Origin of the sequence: Bacteroides sp. AM41-16 (genome assembly GCF_003603495.1) — a bacterium.
Lineage (GTDB): Bacteria > Bacteroidota > Bacteroidia > Bacteroidales > Bacteroidaceae > Bacteroides > Bacteroides uniformis.
In genome coordinates this window covers 1-20,600 of sequence record NZ_QTNE01000005.1, presented here as the reverse complement: position 1 = coordinate 20,600, position 20,600 = coordinate 1, and the positions used below count along the sequence as shown (strand labels likewise).

The 20,600-nt window shown below is 46.4% G+C and carries 16 protein-coding genes; 8 read left to right on the top strand and 8 right to left on the bottom strand.

All coding sequences use genetic code 11. The features are described 5' to 3' along the window. The first annotated feature begins 58 nt into the window (after window positions 1–58). Window positions 59–1,411: a lipopolysaccharide assembly protein LapB gene (locus DW896_RS06305; RefSeq protein ID WP_034528951.1), complete on the top strand. Its 1,353-nt coding sequence runs from the start codon at window positions 59–61 to the stop codon at window positions 1,409–1,411. 109 nt (window positions 1,412–1,520) lie between these two features. After that, a complete protein-coding gene (locus tag DW896_RS06300; protein WP_009036788.1) occupies window positions 1,521–3,371 on the top strand; it encodes a glycoside hydrolase family 13 protein in 1,851 nt (616 codons plus the stop codon). Window positions 3,372–3,841: 470 nt separating this feature from the next. Here the strand turns inward: DW896_RS06300 and DW896_RS06295 are convergent, their stop codons facing one another. Next, window positions 3,842–4,852 (bottom strand): class II fructose-bisphosphate aldolase, encoded by a 1,011-nt coding sequence (locus tag DW896_RS06295; protein ID WP_005826798.1) that lies wholly within the window; start codon window positions 4,850–4,852, stop codon window positions 3,842–3,844. Between the two features lie 282 nt (window positions 4,853–5,134). Continuing rightward, on the bottom strand, window positions 5,135–6,142 hold the full coding sequence (locus DW896_RS06290; protein WP_005835947.1) for an endonuclease: 1,008 nt from the start codon (window positions 6,140–6,142) through the stop codon (window positions 5,135–5,137). 188 nt (window positions 6,143–6,330) lie between these two features. Here DW896_RS06290 and DW896_RS06285 point away from each other — a divergent pair, with 188 nt between their 5' ends. Further along, window positions 6,331–6,582, top strand: coding sequence for a type B 50S ribosomal protein L31 (locus tag DW896_RS06285; RefSeq protein WP_005835945.1), 252 nt, complete (start codon window positions 6,331–6,333; stop codon window positions 6,580–6,582). Window positions 6,583–6,759: 177 nt separating this feature from the next. After that, window positions 6,760–8,283 carry a M48 family metallopeptidase gene (locus DW896_RS06280; RefSeq protein ID WP_119993048.1) on the top strand — a complete coding sequence of 508 codons (1,524 nt, stop codon included), beginning with the start codon at window positions 6,760–6,762 and terminating at the stop codon, window positions 8,281–8,283. A 90-nt stretch (window positions 8,284–8,373) separates the two neighbouring features. Here the strand turns inward: DW896_RS06280 and gcvT are convergent, their stop codons facing one another. The 3 genes from gcvT to DW896_RS06265 form a co-directional block, all read right to left on the bottom strand. Further along, entirely contained in the window at window positions 8,374–9,462 is a 1,089-nt protein-coding gene (gene gcvT, locus DW896_RS06275; protein ID WP_005826806.1) for a glycine cleavage system aminomethyltransferase GcvT, read from the bottom strand. Between the two features lie 31 nt (window positions 9,463–9,493). Beyond that, window positions 9,494–10,717: a peptidase T gene (gene pepT / locus DW896_RS06270; RefSeq protein ID WP_005835942.1), complete on the bottom strand. Its 1,224-nt coding sequence runs from the start codon at window positions 10,715–10,717 to the stop codon at window positions 9,494–9,496. Window positions 10,718–10,913: 196 nt separating this feature from the next. Then, the gene (locus DW896_RS06265; RefSeq protein WP_005826808.1) at window positions 10,914–12,326 is read right to left on the bottom strand and encodes an amidophosphoribosyltransferase; all 1,413 of its coding nucleotides are present in this window, start codon (window positions 12,324–12,326) and stop codon (window positions 10,914–10,916) included. Between the two features lie 171 nt (window positions 12,327–12,497). On the opposite strand from DW896_RS06265, the gene DW896_RS06260 reads away from it, so the two are divergent. After that, window positions 12,498–13,304, top strand: a complete 807-nt coding sequence (locus DW896_RS06260; RefSeq protein WP_005826809.1) for a helix-turn-helix domain-containing protein — start codon at window positions 12,498–12,500, stop codon at window positions 13,302–13,304. Window positions 13,305–13,307: 3 nt separating this feature from the next. On the opposite strand, the gene DW896_RS06255 is transcribed toward DW896_RS06260, so the two are convergent. The 3 genes from DW896_RS06255 to DW896_RS06245 form a co-directional block, all read right to left on the bottom strand. Next, window positions 13,308–14,249 carry an EFR1 family ferrodoxin gene (locus DW896_RS06255; RefSeq protein WP_005826810.1) on the bottom strand — a complete coding sequence of 314 codons (942 nt, stop codon included), beginning with the start codon at window positions 14,247–14,249 and terminating at the stop codon, window positions 13,308–13,310. Window positions 14,250–14,455: 206 nt separating this feature from the next. Continuing rightward, a complete protein-coding gene (locus DW896_RS06250; RefSeq protein ID WP_119993045.1) occupies window positions 14,456–16,618 on the bottom strand; it encodes a glycoside hydrolase family 97 protein in 2,163 nt (720 codons plus the stop codon). 218 nt (window positions 16,619–16,836) lie between these two features. After that, window positions 16,837–17,322: a DsbA family protein gene (locus tag DW896_RS06245; protein WP_005835937.1), complete on the bottom strand. Its 486-nt coding sequence runs from the start codon at window positions 17,320–17,322 to the stop codon at window positions 16,837–16,839. Between the two features lie 725 nt (window positions 17,323–18,047). Between DW896_RS06245 and crcB the strand changes: the two genes are divergently transcribed. The 3 genes from crcB (at window position 18,048) to eno (ending at window position 20,462) form a co-directional block, all read left to right on the top strand. Further along, window positions 18,048–18,425, top strand: coding sequence for a fluoride efflux transporter CrcB (gene crcB, locus DW896_RS06240; protein ID WP_005826820.1), 378 nt, complete (start codon window positions 18,048–18,050; stop codon window positions 18,423–18,425). Between the two features lie 13 nt (window positions 18,426–18,438). After that, window positions 18,439–19,107, top strand: a complete 669-nt coding sequence (locus DW896_RS06235; RefSeq protein WP_009036784.1) for a pentapeptide repeat-containing protein — start codon at window positions 18,439–18,441, stop codon at window positions 19,105–19,107. 65 nt (window positions 19,108–19,172) lie between these two features. Continuing rightward, on the top strand, window positions 19,173–20,462 hold the full coding sequence (eno, locus tag DW896_RS06230; protein ID WP_005826824.1) for a phosphopyruvate hydratase: 1,290 nt from the start codon (window positions 19,173–19,175) through the stop codon (window positions 20,460–20,462). The last annotated feature ends 138 nt before the right edge of the window (window positions 20,463–20,600 follow it).

Below are 20,600 nucleotides of genomic sequence, written 5' to 3'. Positions count from 1 at the left end.
AAATACATTCTTTTTAGTAACTTGCAGTCAGTTTAACCTCATATAAATGATATACTGTATGCGAAAGCTTTTTATCTCCTTATGTTTCAGTGCATGCTGTTCGCTTCTGGCGGCACAGACCACAAATCCCATTCAAGAGGCGATGGCCAACTACGATTATGAAACAGCCTTGATGCTGATCGATCAAGAAACCCCGACCGTCCCCCTACTCTACCAAAAAGGGAAAGCGCTGAAAGGGCTGGGCAATAACCTTGAAGCTCTGAGCGTATTTCAGGAAGTCGTAGCTCGGGATTCTCTCAATCCCCGGGCATACATTGAAGCTGCCGAATGCTGCAAATCACTTGCCAAATATAGCGAGGCACTGGATTACTACCAAAATGCGCTCCACATAAATCCGGACAATAAATACGCACGCATCCAGTATATCAGTCTGCTGATGAACATGAAGAGATACCGTGAGTCTCTAAAGGAAAGTAACCTGCTGGCAGAAAGGGACAGTTCCGCCTATGTACTACACCTTAGAGCCGAAAGTATGGGGCAAGTCTATGACAACACAGAAATCATGCATGTGATAGATGCCTATCTGGACATACAGAAAAGATATCCCAATGATTACCTGTCTGCTGCCAAACTCGGCAACATCTATGTAGCAGGCCACCAGTATGAAGACGCCATAAGCATAACGGAGAAATACCGTTCCATAGACTCCACCAACGTCCTTGTGAACCGCATCAATGCCCAAGCCTATTGCCTGAACAAAGATTACCCCAAAGCAATAGAAAGATATGAACAACTGTTACAGGAAAAAGACAGTTCTTTCCAAACCTGCTTCTACGCCGGAATCAGCTATTATGCCCTCGAAGACTTCTACCCAGCACACGACCTGCTGGAAAGGGCTCTTAAAGATGACAATACCAACATCAACGTTCTCTATTATCTGGGACGCGCCTGCTCCAAGACATCATGGAAAGAGGATGGAGTGACTTATCTGGAAACTGCCGTAAGCCTCGCCATGCCCAGCGACAGTGTCATGTCCCGCCTATATGTGGGGCTTGCGGACTGCTACAAGATGGCATTTCAATACACCGACCAGGCGAATACCCTTCTGACGCAATACGAAAAATACGACCGGCAGAAACACAAACTGCTCTACGACGCAGCCTTTATCTATTATTACTATCTGAAAGATGTGTCCAAAGCAGAGAGATATCTGACGGCATACCTGAAAACCCGTCCGAAAAACAGCAAGGACAAAGTGCAGGAAGTAGATGCGGACGGAGTTCCCATCATCGGAGAAGACAACCGATACAATGCCGCCGAAAACTGGCTGAAGGACATCAGGGAAAAGCGCAAGAAAGAGGACTTCTTCAAGGGAAAGGTCGATACCGCCAGCGTAACCCCCATCAAATAGCCCAATGAAAACGTTTGCATAATATAATAAGGTACAGTAACGGAGAAAGATTAACTTTCTCCGTTATTTGTTTTAAATTAGCGCAAAAATTAACCGTAAAGTTACTATCATGAAAAAAGTATTCTTAATCTTGGGAACACTCTTACTCTCCCTCAGTACGTATGCAGCTATGAATGTGAACAAAATCGACCCTCCGTTTTGGTACACCGGCATGCAGAACCCGGAACTCCAGCTGATGGTCTATGGCGAAGGCATCGGCAACGCGGCAGTATCCGTCAATTATCCTGGCGTCTCATTGAGCAGCACCGTCAAGCTGGAAAGCAACAACTACCTCCTGGTCTATCTGAAACTGGACAAGGATGTAAAACCCGGCAAATTCAACCTCACCTTCACTGAAGGAAAAAAGAAACTCGTAAAGGAATATGAACTGAAGGCACGCAACAAGAAAGGTTGCGAACATAAAGGTTTCGACGCCTCCGACGCACTGTACCTGCTGATGCCCGACCGCTTTGCCAATGGCAACCCGGACAATGACCAGATTGCGGGCATGGCCGATTACAAGGTAGACCGCAATGACCCCAATGCACGCCACGGCGGTGACCTTGCCGGCATCGAACAACATCTGGACTACTTCTCCGACCTCGGCGTCACAGCCCTCTGGTTTACTCCAGTCCTGGAAAACAACATGACCGGTGGTTCCTATCACGGCTATGCCACCACAGACTACTACAAGGTGGACCCGCGCTTCGGTACCAACGAAGAATACAAGCAGCTGATTGAAAAAGCCCATGCACGCGGCATCAAAATCGTAATGGACATGATTTTCAACCACTGCGGTGTAGAGCATGTATGGATTAAGGACATGCCCTCCAAAGACTGGTTCAACAACCCCGACCACGAAAACAACTTCGTGCAGACTTCCTTCAAACTGACCCCGCACGTAGACCCTTATACTTCCCAGTACGATGCCGACCAGATGAACAACGGCTGGTTCGTACCTTCCATGCCCGACCTCAACCAGAAGAACCCTCACGTTTACCGCTACCTGGTACAGAACAGTTTCTGGTGGATTGAATTCGCCAACATCGACGGCATCCGCATGGACACTTACCCGTATGCCGACTATGATGCCATGAGCAACTGGATGAAAGAGCTCAACGAAGAATATCCCAACTACAACACCGTGGGCGAGACCTGGGTTACCGAACCCGCCTACACCGCCTGGTGGCAGAAGGATTCCAAGCTATCAGCCCCCAAGAACAGTAACCTCAAGACCGTTATGGACTTCAGCTTCTTCGACAAGATAAATACCGCCAAGAATGAACAGACCGAAACTTGGTTCAAGGGACTGGACCGCATATACAATAACTTCGTATACGACTTCCTCTACCCCAACCCCGCTTCCGTACTGGCATTCATCGAAAACCACGACACCGACCGCTTCCTGGGCGAAGGCGACAACCTTCCGATGCTGAAGCAAGCCTCTACCCTGCTGCTTACCACCCGCCGCATTCCGCAACTCTACTACGGAACGGAAGTTATGATGAATGGCGTGAAGAGCAAGAGCGACGGCTATGTCCGCAAGGACTTCCCCGGTGGATGGACCGGTGACGCAACAAACGCACTGACCCCAGCCGGACGTACCAAAATACAGAACGAGTGCTACGACTTCTACAAGACCATCCTGAACTGGCGCAAAGGAAACGATGTGATTGCCAAAGGCAGCATGGTGCAGTTCATGGTACAGAATGGTGTTTATGCCTACGCACGCCAGTACGAAGGCAAGACGATATTCGTGATGCTGAACGGTACAGATGCAGAGACCACCGTTCCTTTGAAATTCTACAAGGAAATCCTGAAAAACAGCAAGCAGGGAAAAGATATTCTTAGCGGCAAGGCCATCACCTTCGGTGAAGAGCTGAAGATGGGCCCCAGAGAATCATTAGTGATAGAATTATAACGCGTACTCCACACAGAGAGCTCATTCTTGCAAATCTCCCTTGCAGATAGCTGGCAGACACTTCTCCTGCCAGCCATCTGCAAGGGATTTTTAGTATGGAATAGGTGTCACGGGGATATGCTTTTCACCGGTCTCAAATATAGCTAATCTGTTAGTTCATAACGGTGAACACTTTGTTCCAGTATAGAGAAACAAAGTGTTCGGATATGTAGAAACAAAGTGTTCTTACGTATTGGAACGAAGTGTTTTTGCATATTGGAACGAAGTGTTCTCTTTATTGAAACAAACTGTTCAGTTAAGGGAAACAGACTGTTTTGTTAAAGGAAACAGACTGTTGTACACGTTGAAACATCCGCTTCTGAAATAAGCGGCGAACTTAACCATCCCACAACACCGGCCTATATACAACAAGTCAGCCCTTGCAATATTGATGTTGCAAGGGCTGACGCTATATTCGGATTATCTTTCGATTAGTCCAGTTGAGCCAATTTGTTCTCTGAACCAAGCACGTTGATGATTTTATGCTTGTACAGTTTTTCCATATTGTCACGAGCCGGACCCAGATACTTACGCGGGTCGAATTCTGCCGGTTTTTCAGCAAATGTCTTGCGGATAGCAGCTGTCATAGCCAGACGTGAGTCAGAGTCGATGTTGATTTTGCAAACAGCAGACTTGGCAGCCTTACGCAACTGCTCTTCGGGGATACCGATAGCAGCTTCCAGCTTACCACCATACTTGTTGATAGTATCAACTTCTTCCTGAGGAACTGAAGAAGAACCGTGAAGAACGATGGGGAATCCCGGAAGTTTCTCCATTACAGCATCCAGAACGGCAAATTCCAAAGGAGGAGGAACCAGACGACCGGTAGCAGGGTCAACGTGGCATTGTTCGGGTTTGAACTTGTATGCACCGTGAGAAGTACCGATTGAGATAGCCAGTGAATCGCAACCTGTACGGGTAGCGAAGTCAATAACTTCTTCAGGATTAGTATATGTATGGTGTTCTGCAGAAACTTCATCTTCTACACCGGCCAATACACCGAGTTCGCCTTCTACAGTTACGTCGAACTGATGGGCATAGTCAACTACCTTCTTAGTCAGTGCAACGTTTTCTTCGTACGGAAGGTGTGAACCGTCAATCATTACTGAAGAGAAACCGGAGTCGATACAGCTCTTGCAAGTTTCGAATGTATCTCCGTGGTCAAGGTGAAGAACAATTTCAGGATGTTTGCAACCCAATTCCTTAGCGTACTCAACAGCACCCTGAGCCATGTAACGCAACAGCGTAGCGTTGGCATACTGACGGGCACCCTTAGATACCTGAAGAATAACCGGAGACTTTGTTTCAACTGCAGCCTTGATGATAGCCTGCATCTGTTCCATATTGTTGAAGTTGAATGCCGGAATAGCATATCCACCTTTGATAGCCTTAGCAAACATCTCTCTTGTGTTTACCAGTCCTAAATCTTTGTAATTAACCATTTTGTTTAAATTTTATTGTTAGTGAATTAAAATTCTACGCAAAAGTAATCATTATCCTTTAAAGTAAAGAACTTGAGAGGAATAAAATATCCGGCTCATCCTACCAAATCCATTCTATTTTAAAGCTATTGGCTTCATTTAACAGATTATTGTAATCTCTATATTACAAACTCTTTGCATTTATCTCTGCCAACCATACTTTTGCCATCTATACTTCTATCAACAAAAAAGCCGGAGAACATGTTTGCTCTCCGGCATCTGTTTACACATTATTATGTAATACTAATTTTTCAGATAGATGATGGTCGGCAAATGGTCACTGTAACCGTTCAGCCAAGTCCTGCCCCCATGCGTACGCAAGGGGGAACCTTTGTATTTGCCATCCTGCTGAATCAGATAATCGCGGATGAAAACTTCATTGTGATCATAGCGCAACCCTTTCTTAGCCTTCAGCAACGGTTTCGAAATGACAATCTGGTCAAACAAGTTCCACTTGCCCCGATAGAGCAATGTCCCCACTCCCTTGTCTTCCAGTGTCTCCCACCAGGGATTGTAGAATTCGCCTTTCTTCACCTGCTTCGGATATTTGCGTGCACCCAGCACCTCCATGCTTTCATCCATCGGGTCGTCATTCATATCCCCCATCACGATGAGTTTCAGCTTCTTGTCGCTACGCATCAGAGAGTCCTTCAAGGCCTTTACCTGCCTGGCTGCATGCACACGCACCGGTGACTTTGCCCCACGGGAGGGCCAGTGGTTCACTATCACGCAGACACGCTCTCCCGCCAGTTGTCCGTCCACAATCAGGAAGCCGCGCGTCAAGTGCACCGTATCCCCCTCAAAAGGAGTAGAAAGCACCAACTTTGAGTGGGTAACGCTGAACTGCTTCGGGTCGTACAGCAAGGCACAGTCGATGCCCCGTCTGTCCGGTCCTTCATAATGCACGAACTCATAATTGGAAATGGCCGGCTGCTTCACGAGGTCTTCCAGCACCCGGCTGTTCTCCGCCTCTGCCACACCGATGAATGCCGGACCTTCCGGCACTAAATCACGCGAAAGGGAACCCAACACTTTGGAAAGGTTCTGCAGCTTGGACTCATACTTCTTTGCCGTCCATTGGTAACTGCCGTCGGGCAGGAACTCATAGTCATTCTTACCTGCATCATGAATCGTATCAAACAAGTTCTCAAGATTGTAGAACGCAACACTATACAGTTTCCGTTCCGCATTTTGTGCCCCCAGCGTTGCCACGCACAGCCAGAAAGAGCATAAGACAAGTAGTTTCCTCATAAATTCACAAGATTAAGTCCTGCAAAAATCAGAAATAAAATGCGATAAACCTACTAAATAAAAATAAATCTGAATTTATTTTGTAGAGTCTCCAACTTGCACTATCTTTGCGCTCTGAAAAGAAGACCATTACACTATTTATTACCAAAATAGTAACAGAATATAAATTTTTAAAAGAAAATATCAAAATGAAAAAAGGTATTCATCCTGAAAATTACCGTCCGGTAGTATTTAAAGATATGTCAAATGGTGATGTATTCTTGTCTCGTTCCACTTGCAACACGAAAGAGACTATCGAATTCGAAGGTGAAACTTATCCGCTGGTAAAGCTGGAAATCTCCAGCACCTCTCACCCGTTCTACACAGGTAAGTCTAAGCTGGTTGACACTGCCGGTCGTGTTGATAAGTTCATGAGCCGTTACGGTAACCGTAAGAAATAATCAGTTTCAAGCAAACTGAAAAAAGGGAGTCTTTTACTGAAAGGTTCCCTTTTTTGTTTCCGCCTCCCGCTAAGCGATAAATAGGGAATCTCCTATCACAGAATAGGGGAAAAAACAAGAAAGGGGAAAAACACTTTCCTATTTTTGTATCATCGAAACCGAAAACATACCATAATCATGAAACGACTCGCCACCCTATTCATCCTAACAATCCTTGTCACAACGGCAGGGTTTGCCAAACCCAAGCACAAGGACTTAAGCGGAAACATCGCCATCAAAGGAGAATTGACAAAAGAGTACCAGCAATCTCCCGCCGGTACCCCGGTCATTATCCGACGGGTTGTCAAAATGAACAATCCCGGCGAAAACAGCGACAACATTTACTATGCCGTCGAAGTGAATGGCATACAAGAAACCATTCCTTCGGATGAGATGGGTATCATTGCCATATCCGCTCCGGAAACGGACCGGGAATTCTGGCAGCAAATATACCTGAAGAATCATCTTTACGAATATTTCAACGACCGCGGTTACAAGCACAAACTGCGCCAGGAAATCGACGAAGAATGCCTGGACTATCTCGATAAACTGAACGAGATAGCCTATCAGGACGACTACATAACCTCGTACGTGCAAGGAATATTCTCCAAACTGAATGCCACCACCATTAACAGCAATCGTGGAGAAAGCCTGAACATACGTATCATCCAGTCGCCCGAACCAGATGCCTTCATGCTTCCCAACGGCTCCATGGTTATCAGTACGGGCCTCCTCTGCACTCTTGATTCCGAAGACGAACTGGCCGCCGTCATCGCATGTGAGCTGGGACATTTCGTCCTCGACCATCAGGTAAACAACATTTACCGTGCCGAGCGGCGTGCCAAGCGTGCAGCTTTTTGGGCAGATGTCTTTGCCACTACCGCCAGTGCAGCCCTCGATGTGGCCTACTGGGACGATAATGAAGATGCTTATGCCGTCAGTCTGGTGGCAGATATCGGAGCCATCGCTTCCCTTTTGAGCATTCCGGCAACGGACCGGTTGGGGATGAAATACAAAACTTCCCAGGAAATCTCTTCAGACCGCCTTGCGCGCCAACTTCTGGCATTCAAGGGCTATAATCCCGACGGAATCGCATCGGCCCTCAGTAAAATTATAGGGTATTACAACCTGCACCAGCGCAACAAGGATATTCCTCGCTACGGCAGCATCGGCGACCTGCAAAAGCGTATAGAAAAGGCCGGTGAATCCCATAGCTTGAGTGCCCGCCCCTACCTACGGACTACCAGCGATGTCGTTTCTTTCAACGCAAGTATGAACTACGCCAACAAGCGCTATAAGGAAACTGCCCGGCTGATACGCAAGAACATTGACAACAGACTAGCCACGGACAATGACTACATCATCCTGGTAAAAGCGGAAATGGCACTGTCTAATACGGAAGAAGTGAACAACCGCTGCCTCGCCATGCTTGATAAAGCCCAGGAGATGGCAGGAACAAGCCCCAATCTGGACATATATAAACAAAAAATACTATTATTGATGCGCATGAACAAACAAGCCCAAGCCGCTGATATACTGAAAGAATATATCACCTTGCTTTCGGCCTACGAAGGCCAGGGCATAGAAGGAACCGAAAAGGAATGGACCAATAAAGAGATAGGTTGGGCAAACCAAATGCTGGACAGGATAAGCAGAATATAGAGAAAGGAATAACTAAGAATAAAGAATGAAGAATTTGTCATGCGGCATCATTGCGCAGCCAAATTCTTCATTCTCAGTCATTTATTCAAACTACTGTTTGCGGAACGGCGGCTTCACAACCACAGCTTTCAGCTTACGTCCCCGCATGTCAATGCAGATTTCCGTACCGACCTTGCTGTATTCGGGTCTGATATACCCCATTCCGATACCAATCTTACGGGTAGGCGACATAGTTCCGGAGGTAACCACACCGATGGCAATACCGTCTGTACTATACAGCTCGTAACCATGACGGGGGATACCGCGGTCTATCATCTCAAATCCCACCAACTTACGGGTAGTGCCTTCCGCTTTCTGTTTTTCCAGCATCGGGCGATTGGTGAAGTTCTTTCCCTCCACAAACTTGGTAATCCATCCTAAACCCGCTTCAATGGGCGAAGTGGTGTCATCCAAATCATTGCCATACAAACAGAATCCCATTTCCAGACGAAGCGTATCGCGCGCACCCAGACCAACTGGCTTAATGCCGAACTCCGCGCCTGCCTCGAACACGGCATCCCAAATCTTCATGGCAGCCTCCGGATAGAAGTAAAGTTCAAAACCACCCGCGCCGGTATATCCGGTATTGGAGATAATGACATCCTTTTCTCCGGCAAACTCACCGTGGGTAAAAGTATAGTAAGGAAGGTCGGAAAGATTAATGGAAGTCAGCTTCTGCAAAGCCTGAATAGCCTTCGGTCCTTGCACAGCAAGCTGTGCCATGTGCTCGGAAGCATTTTCCAATTCAGCGCCTTCCGTGTTATGAGACACACACCAGTTCCAGTCTTTCTCAATGTTCGACGCATTCACGACAAGCAGGTATTTCTCCGGCTCATAATGATAGACCAGAAGGTCGTCCACAATGCCTCCATTTTCATTTGGGAAGCAGGTATACTGTACTTTCCCCGGTGTGAGGGCAGCTATGTTATTGGAAGTCACTTTCTGCAGAAAGTCCAAAGCATGGGGACCTTTCACCCAAAATTCTCCCATGTGTGAGACGTCGAATACACCGACACCCTGACATACTGTAAGATGCTCGTCAATGATGCCGGAATACTCGATAGGCATATTATATCCCGCAAACTCGTGCATCTTGGCACCCAGCGAGATGTGTTTTTCGGTAAACGGAGTGGTTTTCATGGAACTATTAGAGTTATGAGTTATGAATTATCTATTTGCTTGCTACGAGCTCGGCAATCTTGACGATGACGTTCATGGCTTTCTCCATGTTCTGGATAGGCACGAACTCATAGCGGCCGTGGAAGTTCAAGCCACCGGCAAAGATATTGGGACAAGGCAGGCCCTTGAAAGAGAGCTGGGCGCCGTCCGTACCTCCGCGAATGGCTTTTACACGAGGCTCTACACCTACCGCCTTCATGGCGGCAAAAGCGGTGTCGATGATATGCATCACCGGTTCAATCTGCTCGCGCATATTATAGTATTGGTCGCGAAGTTCCAGAGTAGCGGTACCCGGACCGTATTCTTCATTGATTTTTGCCACAAGACGTTCCATCTCCTTCTTGCGCTCTTCGAAGCGGGTGCGGTCGTGGTCACGGATAATGTAAGAGACTGTTGTCTGCTCCACCTCGCCGGTAATACCTATCAGATGATAGAAACCTTCGTAACCTTCGGTATGCTCCGGAGCCTCGTCAGCCGGAAGCATGGACATGAAACGGTTGGCAACGCGGATAGAGTTAATCATCTTATTCTTGGCATAGCCCGGATGCACATTCCGTCCCTTGAAGCTTATCTTGGCAGAGGCCGCATTGAAGTTCTCGAATTCAAGTTCACCCACTTCTCCGCCATCCATGGTATAGGCCCATTCGCAGCCGAACTGCGCTACATTGAACTTATGGGCACCCAGACCGATTTCCTCATCCGGATTAAAGCCGATACGGATTTTACCGTGCTTGATTTCGGGGTGCTCCTTCAGATATACCACCGCCGATACAATTTCGGCAATACCGGCTTTATCATCGGCACCAAGCAAGGTCTTGCCGTCGGTCACAATCAAATCTTCCCCTTGATGGTCGAGCAGTTCGGGGAACTGGGCAGGAGAAAGAACCACATTCTCTTCGGCGCAAAGAACAATGTCCTTACCGTCATAATTCTGCACGATACGCGGAGAAACATTCTTGCCACTCATATCGGGGCTTGTATCCATGTGGGCAATAAAGCCGATGACGGGCAACGGCTTGTCTGTATTGGCAGGAAGAGTGGCGAACAGATAACCATTTTCGTCCAACGTGATTTCTTCCAGACCCAAAGATTCCAATTCTTCTTTCAGATACCGGGCAAACACCATTTGCCCCGGAGTACTCGGAGTAATCTCAGTCTCTTCACTGGACTGAGTATCGAAACTTACGTACTTTAAAAAACGTTCTACTAAAGTCATGATGAATAATGATTAGTGATTAATGGTTAGTGATTAATGGTCAGTGATTAGTAATTGGCGAAAAGCATTATCCGAATGGCATTAATCATTAATCACTAATCATTAACCACTATTTTGTGCTGTAAAGATAAAAAAAGGGGCGTGAACTGCCAAGCAATTCACGCCCCTTTTTTATTTCTTAAGGACAAAATGTCAATCAAAAATGGCTGCTACCATCAAAACAATGCGTACATATCTTACACTTAGGCAATCCGATAGCTTCAACCAGAGTTTCCAACGTATTGAACTTCAAGGATGAAAGTCCGAAACGCTCGCGGATAACGTCCACCATCTTTTCGTATTCGGGTGAGCCAGTAGTGGCATACTTATCGAGATTCTTATTCTCGTCACCCTCCAGCTCCTTGATGACACGACGGGTAATCAGCTCCATGTCGCTTTTGGAAGCCGTGAATCCTACAAACGGGCAGCTATATATCAATGGAGGACAAGCAATCCGGATATGCACCTCCTTGGCACCATACTCATACAGCACCTTCACATTGTCGTGCAACTGAGTCCCCCGGACAATAGAGTCATCACAGAACAGCAGACGCTTACCCTCGAGCATGGCACGATTGGGAATCAGCTTCATCTTTGCCACCAGCGAACGCAATTCTTGCTTGCTGGGAGTAAAACTACGAGGCCAAGTCGGAGTATATTTGGAAATGGCACGATGATAAGGAACTCCTTTACCTTCGGCATACCCAAGCGCCATACCTACACCCGAATCAGGAATGCCGCAGGCACAATCCACCTCTGACTTATCTGTCTGTGCCATCTTGAAACCGGAGGCAAAACGCACTTCCTCCACATTCTTACCTTCGTAGCAGGAAGTGGGAAAACCGTAATATACCCATAGGAAGGAACAAATCTGCATTCCCTCATCAGGCTTGCGCATCTGTTCCACACCATCGGCACGCAGGCGAACAATCTCTCCGGGTCCCAAATAACGGTCTATCTCATAACCAAGATTCGGAAAGCTGCTCGACTCACTTGTGGCGGCATACGCTCCGTCTTTCTTGCCAATCACAATCGGAGTACGTCCCCAGCGGTCGCGAGCGGCAATGATGCCGTCTTCCGTCAATAACAGCATGGAGCAGGAACCTTTGATATGCTTATACACATTTTCAATTCCTTCGACAAATGTCTTTCCTTGTATAATAAGGAGGGCGATAAGTTCCGTCTGATTGGTTTTGCCCGAACTGAGTTCGGCGAAGTGCATGTTTTGGGCCAACAGTTTTGTTTCCAGTTCTTGCAGATTTACTATTTTGGCTACCGTTACAATGGCAAAGCGACCGAGGTGGGAGTTAAGGATAAGGGGTTGAGGGTCTGTGTCACTGATGATTCCTATTCCGGAATTTCCTTTGAACTTATCCAGTTCATCCTCAAACTTCGTGCGGAAATAAGTGCTTTCCAGATTGTGAATGGAACGGGTAAACTGCTCCGTTTCTGCATCGTATGTAGCCAACCCACCACGTTTTGTCCCTAAATGTGAATTATAATCTGTGCCGTAAAACAAATCCGCCACACAGCTTGTTGCCTTGGCGACTGTTCCGAAAAAACCTCCCATAAGTTCTGTTTTGTTATTGGTTTCTAAAATTAACGGATGCAAAGGTATGAAGAATTTGCGAAATTCGGGCAGATTTGAAATGAATAAAAAAGGCAATATATTTCTTGCCCACAATAGAAGTTATATTATTGGAAACATATACTTTTGTGATCGAAACCAAACAACTGTATAATGGGAGAAACCGCAAATATTATAATAGCCGATACTCTTCAAGGTCTGGGGACGGACGCATACAGTGGCTATCTTGCACACGCCCTCTGTCTGTCAGGAATCTGCCGATTGAAGTACAATGGAGAGGAGCGCGAGCTACGTGCCGGCGACCTGATGATTGTCCGCAAAGGAAAACTGGTAGAGAAAATTCAACCTTCAGAAGATTTTCGCGTAAAGGTCATCTATATCGCATCGGGCTTTGTGGTGCTGAGTACACCACAGAACAACTACGGCATGAAAGGGCAACTTTCCCTATTTCTCAATCCTATCATGTCCCTGACTACCGAACAGCAAGAGCTATGTCTCCGGGATTTTGAACAAGTGGAATACAGACTCCGGAATACAGACCATCATTTCCATCGCGATATGCTTATCGCCTCCACACAGATGTTGATACTCGACTTCTTCGATTTCCACTCCCATCTATATGGCGAGGACAATATCTCTGTACAAAATGCTTCCATCATGAGCCGTTTCCTCAACATGCTGGAGAACGGAACTTTCCGCGAGCATCGTGAAGTGACCTATTATGCCGACTGCCTATGTGTCACCTCCAAATATCTTTCGGAAGTTTCCAAGAAAGTAAGCGGTTATACAGCAAACTACTGGATAAACCGTTATACCACACTCGACATCTCGCGTTTGCTGCGCGACAAATCACTAACGTTCGTCCGTATTTCCGATATGTTCGGTTTTTCCTCTCCTGCTTATTTTAGCCGTTACGTACAACAACATCTGGGTGTAAATCCGACAAAATACAGAGGTTAATGATTATAGTTTTTGATTGTTTGCCCGTTTCAGATCTATTAGCGAAATATGCTCATTACGATAGCGGGCATTGGGGTTCTTCTCCGTTCCGTCAGGAAAAGAGCCATCTTCCTGCTTTATGAACTGAATAGCCTTCTGCGGACAATTCTGTATGCAGGCAAAACAGAACTCGCAGTCACCGGACGTCTTCACTCCTCTCGACGTCAGCTCATAGTTGCCGCGCGGACAAACGTAGGTACAAATGCCACAGTCAATACAAACATCGGTCACGGTAAAGAACTTCTCGCTTTTCATCAGGAAGCCCACCTCGGGGTCGAGTCCACTCCGCTGCATAAAACCTTGGTGCTGTTGCCGTTCCTCCTCCGTCACCGGTTCGTGCCAATGCTGCCGACTGTTGATATCTGCCGTTATCTTCTGCAAGTTCTCGGGGATGTGCTTGTCTATCTTGAGTTGCTCGTTCATGTCGAAGTTGGGTAGCCAGTTATCCACCATGATGATAGTGTTGATATAGTCAAACGCATTGTCGGCTTTACGGGATATACGGTCCCAAATCTCTACCGCATCGCACTTCCTTGCACCATAGGTGAGGACAGCAAACTTGTATTCTGCCTTCAGTTTTGCTTTCCGAATGAACTGCCGTACCATATAGGGAGGCATATGACCGTAGATGGGATAAACGATGCCGATTTCATCTGCCTCAAATTCATACTTCCCCCGTTTCACCATCTGAGGGATACTCAACAATTCTGCGTTCTCTCCAGCCAACTGACGGGCGATGTAAAGACTGTTACCCGTTCCGGTAAAATAAAAGATGATACGCTTACTCCTTTTTGTTTCGCAGGATGCCAACGAGAGTAGGCCGGAAGATGCGATAGCACTGCTCATCACGGCAAATCCCATACGCTTTAAAGCCTCCCGACGACTGATTTTCTTATCCGTATTCATATCTCTGATTTTTAATGATTATGCAATCTGTTATCTGAGTGCAAAAATAAAGGTTTCCCCAAAGAACGGACTTACCAAAAACTCGGGTCTTGATGCTATTTTTACGGTATAAGAATGAGCTTACCCTAACACAAAAAAAAGCCCCGCAAAGATTGGACTTCTGCGGGGCCTCACTAATGCCTAATAAAAACTCTTTCTACCCTAAATTATCTCCACTTCTTCACAGCTTTCTTGTCAGCCGGAGTCGCTTCAATCAAGCTCAATGCAAAACCACCGCTACGCGCTTCCTTCACGGACATTTTGGTCTTGCTGGTTACGATACCCTTCTTTATCTGATAAGAAGTAGGGTTCTCCTTGTAATCAGCATCTTTACCGTCGGCATAGAGAGTGGCTACGTATTGCTTGCCCGGTTCAAGGAAGTCGAGCGTAAAGTTGGCTGTACGTGCATTCTCGTCTGTAATACCTCCAACAAACCAGTTGCCGGTTCCTTTTGCCTTACGGGCCACGGTAATGTAATCACCCGGTTCTGCTTCAATGTACTTGCTGTCGTCCCAGTCTACTGCCACATCCTTGATGAATTGGAAAGCATCCATGTGCTTTTCGTAGTTCTCAACCAAGTCGGCAGCCATCTGCAACGGGCTGTATAAAGTTACATACAGAGCGAGTTGCTTAGCAAGTGTAGTCTGCACTTGTCCGTGGGGCAAATCGCCCATAAAGTCAAGTTTGGTATCGAAGACACCCGGTGTATAATCCATCGGACCGCCAATCAAGCGGTTGAATGGAAGCAATGTGGTATGGAACGGTTTACTACCGCCGAATGCCTCATATTCAGTTCCTCGTGCAGATTCGTTGCCAATCAAGTTAGGATAAGTACGGCACAAACCGGTAGGGCGTACAGCTTCGTGCGCATTTACACAAATTTTGTAGTCGGCTGCCTTCTTCACGGCATAGAGGTAGTGGTTGTTCAGCCATTGCCCATAATGATGTTCACCACGGGGAATCATATTACCTACATATCCGCTCTTCACGGCATTGTAGCCATTATCCACCATAAACTGATAGGCCTTGTCCATGTGACGTTCGTAGTTGCGCACCGAACCGGATGTCTCATGATGCATCATCAGCTTCACGCCTTTGCTCTTGGCATATTCATTCAGCATCTTCACGTCGAAATCGGGATAAGGGGTCACAAAATCGAATACATAATCCTTGGATTTGCCAAACCAGTCTTCCCAGCCTTCATTCCAGCCTTCTACCAATACTTGGTCCAGACCGTGCTCAGCTGCGAAGTCGATGTACTTTTTTACATTTTCGTTAGTGGCACCGTGACGGCCGTTGGGCTTCATTTTGGAGTAGTCCACTTCACCCAGTTTGATGGAGGGAAGGTCGTCTGTATATGCCCAGGTGCTCTTACCTGCAATCATTTCCCACCATACACCTACGTATTTCACGGGCTTAATCCAGGAAACGTCCTCGTAAGCACAAGGTTCGTTCAAGTTCAGCGTGATTTTAGAGGCAAGGATGTCACGAGCATCGTCGCTTACGATAACCGTACGCCACGGTGACGTGCAGGGAGCTTGCAGATAACCTTTATCGCCTACTGCATCGGGAGTAAGCCAAGATTCAAAAACAAAATTCTTATCATCCAGATTCAAGTGCATGCAAGAGTAATCCACCAAAGCAGCTTCGTGCAAGTTGATGTACAAACCATCAGCAGTCTTCATCTGCAAAGAAGTCTGAACACCGGTGGGCGAAAACGGGGTTTGCGAAGAGTTAGGCGTAATGGCCCCTTTCATCAGCCCGCGGATTTCAGAAAGTTTGGATTCTGTGTAATCATATTCCTGCGTATCGTAGTCGCCCGGAATCCAGAAGGCTGTATGGTCGCCAGTCATGGCAAACTGAGTACGCTCCTCCTTAATCACGAAATAGTTCAAGTTCTTCTGCAAAGGGAACTCATAACGGAAGCCCATACCATCGTCGAACAAACGGAAGCGGATAATGATGTTCCTATCCTGCGCCTTTTGGTTGAGCGTCACAGCCAGCTCATTGTAGTGGTTACGGATTTGCTTTACTTCACCCCATACCGGTTCCCAAGTCTCGTCGAAAGTGGAAGTCTTTGCATCCGCCATCGTGAAGCCATTCATCAGACCGGGGTCGTTCTTCAGTTCGAGTCCTAATTTGGAAGGGTTAATCACCGGCTTTCCTTTGTAAGAAAGTTCGTAAACGGGTTCGCCTTGCGCATTTACCGAAAAATTCAATTGAAGTTGTCCGTTGGGAGAGGTAATACTCTCTGCCATTGCTACGCCGCTCACCAACAAAACGAGCAGGAAGCAGGCTAATTTTGTACAGATTGCTTTCATGTTTCTCATGCTATATTTATAAAATTATGTTCCAGATGCAAATATAGGCAGGAAAGAAATACACTCTGACGCAATTAAACTAAAATGATAGATGATTTGTCGGCAAACGTTTGCATGAAAACCAACTTCCCTTGAACAATATCCTGCCTACAAACAAAATAGAAGGAGAAGTATCGCTACGAAAACTTCGCCCTCCATATTTTTACAACTTTAATCGTGCACTGGAATTATCCCAAAGGATTTTCACCTTGGTCCCCGTCATTGCCTCCCGAAGGATTGGAGTTATCCCCTCCACCATTGCTACTTCCATCCGTATAGTCCGTATCGGGAACCACCATCTTGGTGACGCTCATATTGCCCAACATTTGACTAAAAGCTTTCCCCGGAAAAAACAGAATACGTTTACGGACAATGTTACTGGCCGAAACGCCAGCCTCCGTATCAGCACTCTTCCCTACAAAAGAAGGGCGGAACAATCCGAAATCACCTAAACGAACAGTCTTTCCATCGTCTATTTCTTCCGACATGATGTCCACCAGTCCTGCAGCCACTAAGTCCACCGTCTTTCTGTGAATACCAAGAATACGGCTCACTTTGGCACATAACTTATCAAAATCCAATTCACCCGCTCCTACGGATTTAGCTACATACTTTACATTTTTGTCCTTGTCAAAACCAAAGATTCTCTTTGCCACTACATACTGAAGTCCCATAATTTTTAATGTTTTAGAAAGTTAATATAATAATGTAATAAATAGGCCGAAGCCTTTTCCTCTCTTTCAAGAAGTGGAGATCCATCGTGAGGCCTCAACGATAAACTTTCATTCTCTTGAATTCGATGTTGCAAAGTTAGGGTGTGAATGACGGGAATACAAGGAAATGACATCTACAACCAATTTCGTTAAAACTCTAAAAAACAACAAATTAAAAACAACCCTTCTCTACAAGTGAAGAAAGAAAGGCAGGAAGAGAATGAGAAGGAATGGGTACAATCTCTACAGCCAATGAAAATAAATCGCTGATTATCAAGACAAGGTTCTAGAGAGGTCTCTACAATATGGCATTTGAACAGTTAAGACCTCAATTTCAAGAGTGGCTCAAGTTTCACAAGTTATTACCGTATCCAAAAATACAGACAAACCAGTCATCCTTCCAAAGCCCCTTCTACTCGTTTACTAAAATCTCCCGGACATTTTACTAAATCTCCGGCAACGATTTACTAAATCTTCCTCCAAGATTTAGTAAATCGCTTCTGCCCCATCACGAACTATCCGGAACCAAGATTGGCAATCACTCATATCAAATATCAAAATTATATACATCCCGCCAATAACTACTTCCTCCAGTACAGAATCGCTTTATGAAATTTCGGGCTATGATTTACTGAAATTCCTTTGTCTTCACTACCTTTGCAGCCAAAACCAACCCCAGACAACCTATGACTAGACTACTGATAGCTATATTCCTTGGCGGCGGTACCGGCAGCGTACTGCGCTACTGCGTGCAGATGATGCTCCACGAGCGCATAGTCCCCTACTCTTTCCCATGGGCTACATTCACAGTCAATATCCTCGGAAGTTTCCTCATCGGGCTATTCTATACCTTATCCGCCCGTTTCAACCTTTCTACTGAGGTACGGCTGTTGCTGACTACCGGCCTGTGCGGAGGATTCACCACCTTCTCCACTTTCAGCAATGACGGACTGATTCTGATAAAGCAAGAATTCTACGGAATGTTTGCTTTATATACCTTATTAAGTATCACATTAGGAGTCCTGGCAGCCTTCGCCGGCGGTGCCTTCGGACGCTGTATATAACCCAAACACCCCTATGAAACCCAGCAAGCCTTTTGTCATGCCTCCCGTACGCATCATCCCTCCTACCTTAGAGGGACAAAGTGAAAGTTCCAAATCATTGGGAGAATGGCTGAATACGGAAGAAACTGTCAGAGACCTTCACTTCGGTAAGCGGACAGAGGAACACATGGAGTATTTCTACAAAAGCATCACCAACTGTACTTTCAGTCATATCCAATTCAGCGCCTGCAAACTGAAATCCTGCCATTTCACTGATGTACGTTTTGAACATTGCGACCTTTCCAACATCTCATTTGCCGAAAGTTCTCTGTTCAGAGTGGAATTCATATCCTGCAAACTGGTGGGAACCAATCTGCCGGAAACAATATTGAACCATCTGGCAATGAAGGACTGCAATGCCAGATACCTCAATCTTTCCATGAGTAAAATCAATCAAGCCCGCTTCACCTCTTGTGACTTGCGCAACAGCGACGTCAACAACTGCAAACTTGCCTCCATCGCCTTTGAAAACTGTGAGCTGGTAGAATCCGAGTTTTCACACACCCCTCTAAGAGGAATCGACTTGAGCGACTCGCACATAGGAGGTATACGCCTCAACCTGCCCGACATACGGGGAGCCATCGTCAATACTTCCCAAGCCATGGAGCTGACTGCTCTTTTAGGCATTACAATAAAGGATTAAAAACGAAAAACAATTCCTTGTTTTCATTTGTTAGTAAGATAGTTTATAATTAAAATTGACTGAATATGAAAATAGAGAAGATTATCGGACGTGAAATCCTCGATTCAAGAGGTAACCCAACTGTAGAAGTAGACGTAACCTTGGAATCCGGCTTCATAGGCCGTGCATCTGTCCCGTCAGGAGCATCCACGGGAGAACACGAAGCATTGGAACTGCGTGACGGTGACAAAAAACGTTACGGAGGCAAAGGTGTCCTGAAAGCCGTGGACAATATCAATAATATCATTGCTCCCAAGCTCATCGGTATGTCCGCCCTCAACCAGATGGGTATCGACCATGCCATGCTTGCACTGGACGGAACCAAAACGAAAGCCAATCTGGGTGCCAATGCCATCCTCGGCGTATCTCTTGCTGTAGCCAAGGCTGCCGCCGCTTACCTTGACATCCCACTCTACCGATATATCGGTGGTACAAATACCTATGTGATGCCTGTACCGATGATGAACATCATCAACGGCGGTTCGCATAGTGACGCTCCCATTGCTTTCCAGGAATTCATGATACGCCCCGTAGGTGCCACTTCCTTCCGCGAAGGTTTGCGTATGGGTGCCGAAGTGTTCCACGCACTGAAGAAAGTCCTGAAAGACCGTGGCCTCAGCACAGCAGTAGGCGATGAAGGAGGTTTTGCTCCTAATCTGGAGGGTACAGAAGATGCCTTGAACTCCATCATTGCCGCCATCAAGGCTGCCGGATACGAACCGGGCAAAGATGTAATGATTGCCATGGACTGCGCTTCTTCCGAGTTCTACCATGATGGCATCTACGATTATACCAAATTCGAAGGTGAAAAAGGCAAGAAACGTACTGCCGACGAACAGATTGACTATCTGGAAGAGTTAATCAACAAGTATCCCATCGACTCTATCGAAGACGGCATGAGCGAGAACGACTGGGACGGCTGGAAAAAACTGACCGACCGTATCGGCAACCGTTGCCAGTTGGTAGGAGACGATTTGTTCGTCACCAATGTGGACTTCCTTGCAATGGGCATCGAAAAAGGCTGTGCCAACTCCATATTGATTAAAGTAAACCAGATAGGTTCGCTGACCGAAACACTGAATGCCATCGAAATGGCACACCGCCACGGATATACTACCGTAACTTCCCATCGTTCCGGTGAAACGGAAGATGCGACTATCGCAGACATAGCCGTAGCTACCAACAGCGGACAAATCAAGACTGGTTCGCTGAGCCGCTCAGACCGTATGGCAAAGTACAACCAACTGCTTCGCATCGAAGAAGAACTGGGAAGCAATGCGGTGTATGGATATAAGAAAGTTATAAGTAATAAGTGATGAGTTATTTGCCGGAAGGCGGGGCTTATAAAGAAGAAAGCAGAAGGGGCGAACCATCACGGTCCGCCCCTTCTCTTTTTAACCTTAAATCAAGGCACTATAAAATATTTTGTGTAAATGCAAAATACGGGATTCAGT

Bases quoted from the DNA above. Each gene is read 5' to 3' on its own strand.
- DW896_RS06305 (WP_034528951.1), top strand. From the start codon at position 59: ATGCGAAAGCTTTTTATCTCCTTATGTTTCAGTGCATGCTGTTCGCTT.
- DW896_RS06300 (WP_009036788.1), top strand. From the start codon at position 1,521: ATGAAAAAAGTATTCTTAATCTTGGGAACACTCTTACTCTCCCTCAGT.
- DW896_RS06295 (WP_005826798.1), bottom strand. From the start codon at position 4,852: ATGGTTAATTACAAAGATTTAGGACTGGTAAACACAAGAGAGATGTTT.
- DW896_RS06290 (WP_005835947.1), bottom strand. From the start codon at position 6,142: ATGAGGAAACTACTTGTCTTATGCTCTTTCTGGCTGTGCGTGGCAACG.
- DW896_RS06285 (WP_005835945.1), top strand. From the start codon at position 6,331: ATGAAAAAAGGTATTCATCCTGAAAATTACCGTCCGGTAGTATTTAAA.
- DW896_RS06280 (WP_119993048.1), top strand. From the start codon at position 6,760: ATGAAACGACTCGCCACCCTATTCATCCTAACAATCCTTGTCACAACG.
- gcvT (WP_005826806.1), bottom strand. From the start codon at position 9,462: ATGAAAACCACTCCGTTTACCGAAAAACACATCTCGCTGGGTGCCAAG.
- pepT (WP_005835942.1), bottom strand. From the start codon at position 10,717: ATGACTTTAGTAGAACGTTTTTTAAAGTACGTAAGTTTCGATACTCAG.
- DW896_RS06265 (WP_005826808.1), bottom strand. From the start codon at position 12,326: ATGGGAGGTTTTTTCGGAACAGTCGCCAAGGCAACAAGCTGTGTGGCG.
- DW896_RS06260 (WP_005826809.1), top strand. From the start codon at position 12,498: ATGGGAGAAACCGCAAATATTATAATAGCCGATACTCTTCAAGGTCTG.
- DW896_RS06255 (WP_005826810.1), bottom strand. From the start codon at position 14,249: ATGAATACGGATAAGAAAATCAGTCGTCGGGAGGCTTTAAAGCGTATG.
- DW896_RS06250 (WP_119993045.1), bottom strand. From the start codon at position 16,618: ATGAGAAACATGAAAGCAATCTGTACAAAATTAGCCTGCTTCCTGCTC.
- DW896_RS06245 (WP_005835937.1), bottom strand. From the start codon at position 17,322: ATGGGACTTCAGTATGTAGTGGCAAAGAGAATCTTTGGTTTTGACAAG.
- crcB (WP_005826820.1), top strand. From the start codon at position 18,048: ATGACTAGACTACTGATAGCTATATTCCTTGGCGGCGGTACCGGCAGC.
- DW896_RS06235 (WP_009036784.1), top strand. From the start codon at position 18,439: ATGAAACCCAGCAAGCCTTTTGTCATGCCTCCCGTACGCATCATCCCT.
- eno (WP_005826824.1), top strand. From the start codon at position 19,173: ATGAAAATAGAGAAGATTATCGGACGTGAAATCCTCGATTCAAGAGGT.